The sequence below is a fragment of the Chitinivibrionales bacterium genome (assembly GCA_035516255.1).
Taxonomy (GTDB): domain Bacteria; phylum Fibrobacterota; class Chitinivibrionia; order Chitinivibrionales; family FEN-1185; genus FEN-1185.
This window is the reverse complement of the sequence record DATJAL010000003.1, coordinates 18048-27889: the sequence shown is the minus strand read 5'-3', so window position 1 is coordinate 27889 and position 9842 is coordinate 18048. Positions and strand designations below refer to the sequence as shown.

General features: G+C 55.5%; 7 protein-coding genes. 4 read left to right on the top strand and 3 right to left on the bottom strand.

All coding sequences use genetic code 11. The annotated features are described in order from the left end of the window. Positions 1-244 precede the first annotated feature (244 nt). From VLX68_02185 to VLX68_02170, 4 genes are all read left to right on the top strand, one after another. On the top strand, positions 245-1162 hold the full coding sequence (locus VLX68_02185; GenBank protein ID HUI91032.1) for a hypothetical protein: 918 nt from the start codon (positions 245-247) through the stop codon (positions 1160-1162). A gap of 140 nt (positions 1163-1302) precedes the next feature. Further along, the gene (locus VLX68_02180) at positions 1303-2652 is read left to right on the top strand and encodes a glycoside hydrolase family 88 protein (GenBank protein HUI91031.1); all 1350 of its coding nucleotides are present in this window, start codon (positions 1303-1305) and stop codon (positions 2650-2652) included. Between the two features lie 221 nt (positions 2653-2873). Further along, positions 2874-3593, top strand: coding sequence for a hypothetical protein (locus VLX68_02175; GenBank protein HUI91030.1), 720 nt, complete (start codon positions 2874-2876; stop codon positions 3591-3593). 217 nt (positions 3594-3810) lie between these two features. Continuing rightward, a complete protein-coding gene (locus tag VLX68_02170) occupies positions 3811-4560 on the top strand; it encodes a response regulator (GenBank protein ID HUI91029.1) in 750 nt (249 codons plus the stop codon). Here the strand turns inward: VLX68_02170 and VLX68_02165 are convergent. From VLX68_02165 to VLX68_02155, 3 genes are all read right to left on the bottom strand, one after another. Continuing rightward, positions 4553-5290, bottom strand: a complete 738-nt coding sequence (locus tag VLX68_02165) for a hypothetical protein (protein HUI91028.1) — start codon at positions 5288-5290, stop codon at positions 4553-4555. The genes VLX68_02170 and VLX68_02165 overlap by 8 nt on opposite strands. Positions 5291-5638: 348 nt before the next feature. Then, positions 5639-8119 (bottom strand): PAS domain S-box protein, encoded by a 2481-nt coding sequence (locus VLX68_02160; protein HUI91027.1) that lies wholly within the window; start codon positions 8117-8119, stop codon positions 5639-5641. Beyond that, entirely contained in the window at positions 8109-9731 is a 1623-nt protein-coding gene (locus tag VLX68_02155; protein HUI91026.1) for a radical SAM protein, read from the bottom strand. The genes VLX68_02160 and VLX68_02155 overlap by 11 nt, the downstream gene beginning before the upstream one ends. Positions 9732-9842: the final 111 nt, after the last annotated feature.

Here is a 9842-nt window from a genome sequence, read left to right as displayed (position 1 = left end):
GCCTGTCGATAAGCATGTTTTTCTTTGTGGCCCATAGGAGATAACCCCTTTCTGCTTGGGTTACCTTAATTATGAGCCTACGAATTAAAAACAGTATGTATCCGATAGGTATTCGGTTACATTTAATTTGAGCCTACGCGTACCGCCAATGGATAACCTTATTCCCTTGCATCACATGCTCCGAAGTTGGTAAAATATTGACAGGTGCAACCCGTTTGTGTTGCAGTTGAGGGGGCAGGGCGGAATGAAAAACCTTGTTGTTCTTTGTGAAGGATGGTTGCTTTTGATCGTGGGATTTTTGCCGGGATTTCATACGGAAGCCCGAAACTACTCCACCAGCTTTACCCTTACCGAGAACCCCATTTCCGAAAGCGGCAGCTGGGTGGGCGGACAGACTGCCGGAAACAATCTCTGGGGTAATGTCCAGACCAACGGAATAATGGCCTTCGGCGTGACAGAACCAACGACCTACGGGGATCCCACTGCGGTTCTCACCGGCGCCTGGGGCCCGGACCAGACCGCGCAGGCCACGGTGAAAATAGCCACGACCCCGAGCAACGGCTGCTGCCATGAGGCGGAAATCCGGCTGCGGGTCACCATCAACCAGGCGGCGCACACCATCACCGGCTACGAAATATACGGAAGCGTCACGCCGAGCAGCAGCTATTGCCATATCGCAAGCTGGGGCGGCCCCAACGGCTCATGGGCGAACATCGAGAGTTCAACCCCTTCGCTCTCCCTTAAAAACGGCGATGTTCTCAAGGCGACCGTGACCGGCACGAATCCCGTGGTCGTCACGGCATATTTAAACGGAAACCAGATCATGACGGTCCAGGATTACGGCAATTTCACGTTCAGTGACGGGAAAAAATACGGGCCGTGGACCGGCGGCGCGCCGGGTGTTGGGTTTTACGACAACACCGACGACAACTGGGCGTATTTCGGTTTTTCGAGTTTCTCCGTGACGGACGGGGCGAACGGGATACAAATAAAAGACCGGCCAAAGGCAGCGGTGACCATGCCGATATCTAAGGGCATGGTTGACAGGATATATTCGATTGACGGAAAGAACCTGGACGCTCAGAATACATGCAAGGTCGGAATTTATTTGATCAAGCAAAAGGGCATTGTCGGACTTCAAAAAATATTTTTTGTCAAGTAGAGAGTTGATGCCGGGGCACTCTGGTCGAAAATCAACCAGGAAGAGCAGAAAAGGTAGACTTTCAGGATATCCTCTTTTTTACCTCAATTTTTGGCAAATAAAGATCGAAGTCATTATGTTAGGGGAGTGGACATCGGCATATGAAAATAAGAACCATGTGCGTGGTAATTGGGGCGTGTGCGTTGCTGTATAAGGGGTACGCGCAGCCCGAATTTACGCCGGACAGCGTCAAGAACATGTGCAAGCGCGTCGCCAGGGGCCGTCTCAAGGCGAACCTCTACAACGGGTGGCAGGTCGGCACGTACTTTGAAGGCATCATGGCGCTGTATAGCTTGACAAACGATAAGCAGTACCTCGACAGCGCCGTGGCGTGGGGTACCTATAACAAATGGCTTTCGGCGTACAACAATCCCACGGCCACGCCCAAACAGGACACCTTCCCGGTCAGTTTCGACGATGTCTGCTGCTACCAGGCATATCTGGAAACCTATCTGGCCGATCCCAGTCCCGCGAATCTGCCTCACATTCAGGCCGCGCTCAGCTACATACGCTACTATACGTACGATACGTGTCCGAACACCTGCGCCGCCGCTGCATGGCCGATCATCGACCAGTACCACATGGCGGCGCCGATCTATCCGCGCGCCGCAGTTGTTCTCAACGATCCGGTCATCTATGATTCGGTGTATCATTTCTCGGTCGAGAACGCGACGCGCCACTATAATGTCAAGATGCACCTTTTCAATTCGAATTGCAGCGATACGAACGTCACGCGCCAGTGGTGGGGCCGCGGGTGCGGATGGGGCGTGTGCGGGACCTGCAGGCTGCACCAATACCTGCCGCCCGACCACCCGGGCCGCGCCTGGTGCGAACAGAAAATAAGGGAGACCTGCGCGGAACTTCTGACGCTGCAGAACCAGTCTGACGGCATGTGGCGCAGTGAACTGTTTACCCCGGCCTGGAACAAGGAGGCGAGCGGTTCCGGTTTCTTCTGCTACGAATTCTTTTACGCTTTACGGAACGGAATCATCGACACGGCCACGTACCTCGTGCCCGCCAAGAAAGCGTGGAAAGGCCTTATCGGCTGCGTGGGCGTTGATCCGGCGAATCCCGATTTGCCCGGATGGTCGCAGGGCGTCGGCGGCGGGCCGAGCAACAACTTCGGCCCCACCAACCACGACGAATACACCGAAGGCGCCTTTCTCATGGCGGGCGACCAGTTCTACAAATTTCTTGTCAACGGAATAGCCGGGACCGTGCCCGCGGCCTCCAAACTCGGAAAAACGCCTGCGCTGGAAATCCGCTGCGCTATCGGCAGAGGACACAGTCTTGACATTCCGGCAACCGCGACCGGCGTTGAATGCTATACCCTTACGGGCCGGAGAATATTCGCCCTATACAATCTGACACCGGCCCGGCGGCGCCTGTTCGCATCGCAAGCCGCGATGCAAAACGGCGTGATGATCGTTAAGTTTCTTTATGAGAAATAACCGTCCTGCCGCCAGGCGTTCATTGATGCGACGGCCCCGGTGCTCGCATCGTTGCCGCACTGCGGCGCCCGCCGGTTTTTTATAGTCTGGCCAAATTCCCCTTTTTTTAGAATCCGGAATTTATGCCGTGTGCCGGCAGTGTGGGAAAATCGTCTTCATCCATGACCCGCGGCAGTTGCTGTCTACCTAGTTCGAACCTATTTTATTCCATAAGGATTACCATGCGCCTGTTAACAACGCGAACGAAGGTTTCACTGGCCGCCGCATTGGCGGCGGTCTTTTCCTGTGCCGTGTTCAAGCCCGGCCTCGTGGGCCAGGACGCGCTGAGCGCCAGCGCAAGTGAAATGAGCGTAAGCGGCCGGTCCGGCGAGACCTTCAAAAGAACAATCGTGTTCGGCCCGTTTCATACAAACACCTTCAGCATCGGCAAACCGACAATAAGCCATAACATGCCCCGTTCCTTCATTCAGAGCGACGACATCACGAGATTCACGTCGGCGACGCAGGGCTTTCATTTCACCCAATTCGATTCGTCGGGCGATTCCATCGCCGTGGAATGCCTCGACACGAGGAATGCTAAAACCGCCACCTTCGGCAGTTTGATGACCTATGACACTTCGAGCGAAACCTATGACATCTGGTTGACAAAAGGAAGCGCCCGGGAGATATTCGTATTTACAAAAGGAAAACCGCTCGCCGTTACCTTGGGCAAAGACACGGTGACCATGGCCTACGATTACAAGCAGGACGCAAGGGAAAAGCGGGCGTTTTGGGGCGTGCTTTTTGCCAGGCCGGGCGAAACCGTAACGGCCGTCAATCTCATGGACAAAGGAACGGTGTGGATGAAAAAAGACCTGGACAAAGAGCTCAAATTGCTCATTGCGGCGCTCTCCACGGCGATGCTCGTGAAGCCCGACCTGGAGAATACATCATCGCGATAGCTTTCGCCGGTACCCGTCCGTCACCGCACGGAAGCGCGGGGACGCCCTCATGTGTGCCCTCCGTGCATTCAAGATTTGACAATCGGGTATGAAAATTTCTATATTTTCATCAACTGCATCTATGCTCAGGTTGCGGTAGGGGAACCTTAAGCATAAAGGCGAGTGTTTGTAAAGAACCCCCTTCTTACGCTCCGCCGCTCTCAAGAGAAGAAATTCCATGCCGGTGCACTCCGCTCAAGCAATTGTCCAGCCCTATGCGTTCCTGTACAAAACGCTCACCCTTCTTTTTGTGGACGATGATCCCGTGCTGCTTGAGCTGTACCAGACGCATTTTTCAGACATTCCCGTGTACCGCGTTTTCACCGCCGCGAGCTCGGCCGACGCCTGCCGGATTTTCAAGGAACACGCGCCGGTCAATCTGTGCGTGCAGGACATGGGAATCACCGACATGGGCGACGAATTGTTCCTGATACGGGAATACTCGCCGCAAACCGCGTTTATCGTGCTCACCGGCTGTTCGTCGGCGGAAAAAGGCTGGCTGGCGACCGCGGCGGGGGCCAAGGCAGTCCTTGACAAACCGCAGGGCGCGTTCGACCTGATGCCGTTTGCCGCCCGCTACAGCGTGGGCAACCTGCTCTGCCCCGACCGCTGCATGCAGGGCGATTACCTCATGAGGCGCAGCGTTGACGCGCTGTTCGACTACTCGCCGAAAAACGTGGGGGAGTGGCAGCAGGCGGCCGGCATCACCGATAGGTACCTCAGGAAAATCTGGCGCAAGTACCGCAAGGTCCCGGCACACTACGCGCTTTTTCTCCACCGCACGTATTGCCGCGCGCTCTCGTACATGGCGCAGGCCGCGGAAGACACCGAAGCGCCGCCGGTCCTCGATAATGCCGAACATGACCGCAGCAGGGAATATTTTCTCGCGAACCGGCGACTGCTGGGCCCCTTTTATTCCGTCAACTGAAACTGCGGGTTGGATTTCTCTCGGGCAGCGCGTCGTTGCGCGGCGCGGTCGCGCGGGTATGAACGGGGCGGACGACCTGCGCAAACAGCACGGCATCGTCTTCCGAGATGGGGAGATCGGTTTTTACAGCAGGGAAGCGCGGGTTCTTTTGCTTGAGCCCCTGCCTGATCCAGGTGGCAAGCAGAAAGCTGTTTGGACCCCGTGACGCAAGATTGCGGTCAACGTCCGCCCAATCGGCGTAGAGCAGCCCCCATGGCTTGGCATTGTTCCCGAATTGCAAGGTGATTTTCGGGTCTTTAAAGGCGAGCTTCCGCAGATAGAGGTTTCTCAGGGCGTGGTTGTCGGGATCAAACGTGATGTACGAATACTCGATGCCGGTTTGGATGACCTTGGCCCATATCGCCTTGAAGAGCATGGCGACCACGAGGACCGAGTCTTTGCCGTGAAGTTCACGGGAGCGCCGGCAGCGGTAGATTTCCGAATATGTTCCTTTGGGAACGGCGGAAGCCTCCTTGCCACCGTCGATGCTGTCCACCACATGGCCGAATTCCGCCGGGATTTTCCCGCCGATTTTTTTTTCTATGAATTGCACGCACCCTTCGATTTTCTCTTGTCCCGAAAAAACGAGAAACGTCGTGGTGCTGCCCCAATATTGCAGGTCGATTTCGACCTCTTTTTTATTATCGGGCACATCATTTGGATAGCAAAATGCGAGGAACTTTTTACGCATTCCGCTTTCCATGCCGGGCATGTAAAATTCCTGCAACCGGAATTGTCCGCAGTAAAATGAAATAGGCGAACCGATTCTGGGAACGGAAAGACAGGCCAAAAAATTGCTCAACGCATTCCACCCTCCCCGTGGAATTACGTCACGCATCAGCATCGTCAGCTTGTTCCCGAACATGGCACTATAAAAAGAGCAATTGCTATGCCATTATATTTCAAACGGTTAACGCTGTTTTGGAATTGATGTTTACAAATAGTGATCAGAAAAGTTTCGCAGAAGTGATGATGAAATTCCCAAAATGAAAGCATGTCGTTTGTAAATGTGCACCGGGCAAATTCGAGCTTCACCCGTTCACGCGCCGAGCGTCCTCACCATTTCGATGAGTGCCGCGGGCTGGAAGGGCTTTTGCAAAAAGGGAAACTCCCGGATCACGGTTTGCACCTCGGCCGTGGTGTGTCCGCTCATCCAGATGATCTTGAGGCCGGGCTTGAGACGGGCCACCGTGTCGACGAACCTGGCCACGTCCATGTCGGGCATCACCACGTCGCTCACGATGAACACCGTTTCTTCCCGGTGCTCGGTCAGCCACTCCGCGGCCTCGGCCATGGTTTCGAACGCCTCGGCGTCATAGCCGGCGTCGCGGAGGATTTCGGTGCAGTAATTCCTGAGCAGGCCGTCGTCGTCGAGCACCATGACCGTTTTTTTCCGCGCGCTCTGGTTGCGGCTGGACAGCGGCAGCTCGAGCGTGAAGGTGGCGCCCTCGCCGGGCCGCGAGTCGACGTACACGTCGCCCTTATGCGCCTTGACAATACCGTACACCACCGAGAGGCCGAGGCCGGTTCCTTCTTTTTTCGCCTTTGTCGAGAAGAACGGGTCGAAGATACGCGAGATGATGTCCGGCGGGATGCCGGTGCCGTTGTCCTCCACCTGGATCCAGAGAAACCCTTCTTTTTGGGGCGGCTTGCTCACGCGGATGGTGATCACGCCGTCCTTCGCGCCGATCGCGTCCTTGGCGTTCATGCACAGGTTCATGACGCACTGGTTGATCTTGCCGGGGTCGCCGATCAGCATGCAATGGTCGTCGGGCACGCGGTCGAGGACCTTGATGTTTTTCGGCACCACCCCGCGCATCATGTCGCGCACCTCCCGCACGATCGCCACCGCGTCGAATTCTTCCCTTTTCGCAACGTCGCCGCGGGAAAAGGCCAAAAGGCTCTTGAGCAGTTCCGAGGCGCGTCCGCCCGCCTGCACCACGATGTCGGCGTATTCCCTGATCTTTTGCTCGGCGGAGCGGCGCCGGATGAGCACGGCATAGCCCGTGATCGACGTGAGGATGTTGTTGAAATCGTGGGCGAGGCCGCCCGCCATCTGGCCCAAGAGCTCCATGCGCTGCGTCTTGATGATCTGTTCGTTGAGCCGCTTTGTCTCGGTGACGTCGATGCCGATGCCGGCCAGGCCCGCGAGGTTTTTCTGGTCGTCGAAGATCTGGTAGGTGTTGAACGCGATGCTTTTCCATTCGCCGGCCTTGGTCTTGAAATGCAGCTCCTGCAGCCTGGCTGGCTGGTGCAAAAGCTCCTGGAACACGCCCTCGACGTCGGCCTCGGCGTTCGGCGCAACGAGCTGTGAAAAATGCATGCCCGTGAGTTCCTCGCTGGTGTAACCGGTCTGTTCCGCCATGCTGGGGTTTACGTAAATGATCCGGCCGTCGGTGCCCAGCCCCACGATGATGGCCGGCGAGTTCTCGTACAGCGCGCGGTACCGGTCCTGGGCGAGAAAGAGCTCGCGTTCAATTTTCTTTTCCTCGGTAACGTCGCGAACGGTAACGAGAAAACCCGGTGCGCGGTGGTCGCTTTTGACCCAGATCATGCTCACTATGCCGATGCGATGGCCGCCGTGGCGGGTCTTTATCGACAATTCGGCAACAGCGGGCTTCAGAGGGTGCGTCAGGCACTCTTCATGCAGGCGCACAAAGGTCTCGCGGGCCCTCGTGTCGGCGGCGAGAAGGTCCATGAAATAGGCGCCGACGAGCTTGTCTTCGGGCAGGCCCGAAAGCGCGTGGAACGCCCGGTTGGCGAACTCGATGATGCCGTTTCGGCCGAGCCAGAGCACCGACTCGGTCATGCTCGCCATGATATGCGAGTAGAAATCGCGCATGGAAAGGATTTCCTCGTGCTGGCTGCGCAGCTTGGCCTGGTTTTCTTCCATGTGGGAAATGATGGCGCGCTGATCGCGGAAGCTGAAACTGAAGAAGTTATAAAGGTGTTGCATGATTCCCGGACGGGGGTCCCAAGTGCCAAGATACACGCATGCGGGGGCGGCGCTCCTGGCAGCGCAGCAGGTCTCCTTGATCCGGCAGTTGCGATACCCTTTCGCAATCAGAAGCGCATACGCGAAGCCGCGGTTGAAATCACATATCCGCTCCGAGTAACGCTCCCTGGCTTTTGGCCGAATCGTAAGCTCGATGGCGCCCTCGCCGACAACCTCGATTTCGGCGACGAGGTTTTTATTGATGCTGTGTTCAAAGTGCTGCTTGATCTTTTGTTTTATCAGGTGAATGGGGGCAACCCTAAAAAAAAACTGTTGAAAGGTCGATACCAGCCTGAGGGGAATCTCGTATCCCGCTTGGAACAAGGCGTCTTGGGTGTCGGATCGAGCTGCGCAGAAATTGGCCGCGAGCCTGTCCCACGTTTCAAAGTCAACCCATTCCAGCGGGTTTTGGAGGACGGCCTCGTACTGCTCGATGCCCGAAAAGAGGGCCGATTTGGCGACACCCTTTGTCAAGGCATACTTGACCAGAAGGCTTGAGCTTGAACATGAAATTTCATTGAGCATTGGCTTTGGATTTCTTTTGAAAGGCTTCCCATTCGCTTATTATCTCCTCGGGAATCGCAACCATGAACTTCTCGAGGTGGTTGACCACGCTGTCTATAACGCTGAAGAAATAGCCAAGGTACATTGCCACGGCGATTTTATTTCTATTTCTTCTGAATTTGACTATGAGCCGAGCAACGTAGATCCAGTAGTGAAAACGGTACCGGGACAGGAATCCTTGGTGGAAGACGCTCCTTGCGATCCGGTTTATCCTCAGATTCGCGGGCACCGAACCCTTAGTGCCGGGAAGAACATGTGAATCGTTCCATCGATCGGTCCAGCGCAGGCAACGGCTGAAATATGCGTCAGCGCTATAAAGGGTTTTCGCCAACCTGAAATAATGGCCATATAGCTGCGCCGGATGCATCTTCGGGATGATATTGGTGCGGAAGGACTTTGTGAGCGCGTCGGGGTCCCCCGAGATTCTTCCCTGGGCGTACAGCCGGCTGTAAAGCCGAGTTCCCGGTGGAGCAAATAACAGCGAAATGCCCGTAAAAGGAATACTGGACTGTTGCACGAACTTTGCAACGGCATCAACCGAGTCAGCGGTGTCTTCATCGAAGCCGACAATGAGGCCCCCCATAATACCTATCCCGTGGCCGCGGATTCTGTCTATCGCCGACAGGATATCTGCTTTGACGTTCTGGGTTTTGTGGACCGATTTCAGCGCGGCGCTGTTGATGGTTTCGATGCCCAAAAAAACCAGGTTCAAACCGGCCCTGGCCATGAGTTCCATGAGATCATCATGATCGGCGATCTCAATCGAACATTGGGAAAAAAAATCGAATGGAAATTGATGTGCCCTTTGCCACTGGTACATCGCGTCGAGGAGCTCGGAAATCTCCCGCTTCCGTTCGGGAATTGAAACGTTGCCCGTAAAATTATCGTCGATGATGAAGACGCACCTTTGTCGGCCGAGCACAACCAGCTGGTCCAGTTCGGCCATCACTTGCGCGGTGTTTTTCCTGCGGTGCGTGCCATACAGGAACCTTTCTTGACAAAAGTCACAATTGTTATGGCACCCGCGGGATGTTTGCATTGAGAAAGTGAAATAGCGATTCGATTTAAGGAGGTCGATCCTCGGCGGCCTTATCGTCCTTAAATCCGGAAACCCTCTCGACCGGTACTGCGGTCTCAACGCGCCAGCTTTCATGTGCAGCGACAGCAGTTCGGCCACGGTTGTTCCCGTTTCAGCCGTGGATTGCTCAACGCCTTCAATCTCCCCGATGACCTTGGTGATTTTTCTGTTCGAAAATGCGTCTGGGATCGTCGCCGAAATCGGGCCGCCGACTATGATGGGTTTGCGGTACGGCTCCAGCCGCGCCAACAGGTTTTCCACCGCGTTCCTCTGAAGCACGTTGCAGGAAATCAGGAAGAAATCAGTCTGACATGCTTCAGCGTCGCTGACCGGCCGCACATTTTCGTCTGCAATCGAATAGTTCCACGAATCCCCCAACGCGCTTGCCACGCACAGCAGCGGCAAGGGAAAAAAAGCCCCCTTTTGTCCGAAAATATGACTCAGGGGATTGAGATCGTAGTAGCCTTTGTCCGTTTTCGGCCAAATGAGAAGCACATTGTTGCCGTTCATGATAAAAAAATTAAATATGCACGCCGCGCCGGCCATATAAAAAAGGACAAAGCGGAACAAAAAGGCCGGAACGGCATTTGGCCGCCCTTCGGCGGG

Coding starts and splice junctions, on each gene's coding strand:
- VLX68_02185 (HUI91032.1), top strand. CDS start 245: ATGAAAAACCTTGTTGTTCTTTGTGAAGGATGGTTGCTTTTGATCGTG.
- VLX68_02180 (HUI91031.1), top strand. CDS start 1,303: ATGAAAATAAGAACCATGTGCGTGGTAATTGGGGCGTGTGCGTTGCTG.
- VLX68_02175 (HUI91030.1), top strand. CDS start 2,874: ATGCGCCTGTTAACAACGCGAACGAAGGTTTCACTGGCCGCCGCATTG.
- VLX68_02170 (HUI91029.1), top strand. CDS start 3,811: ATGCCGGTGCACTCCGCTCAAGCAATTGTCCAGCCCTATGCGTTCCTG.
- VLX68_02165 (HUI91028.1), bottom strand. CDS start 5,290: ATGCGTAAAAAGTTCCTCGCATTTTGCTATCCAAATGATGTGCCCGAT.
- VLX68_02160 (HUI91027.1), bottom strand. CDS start 8,119: ATGCTCAATGAAATTTCATGTTCAAGCTCAAGCCTTCTGGTCAAGTAT.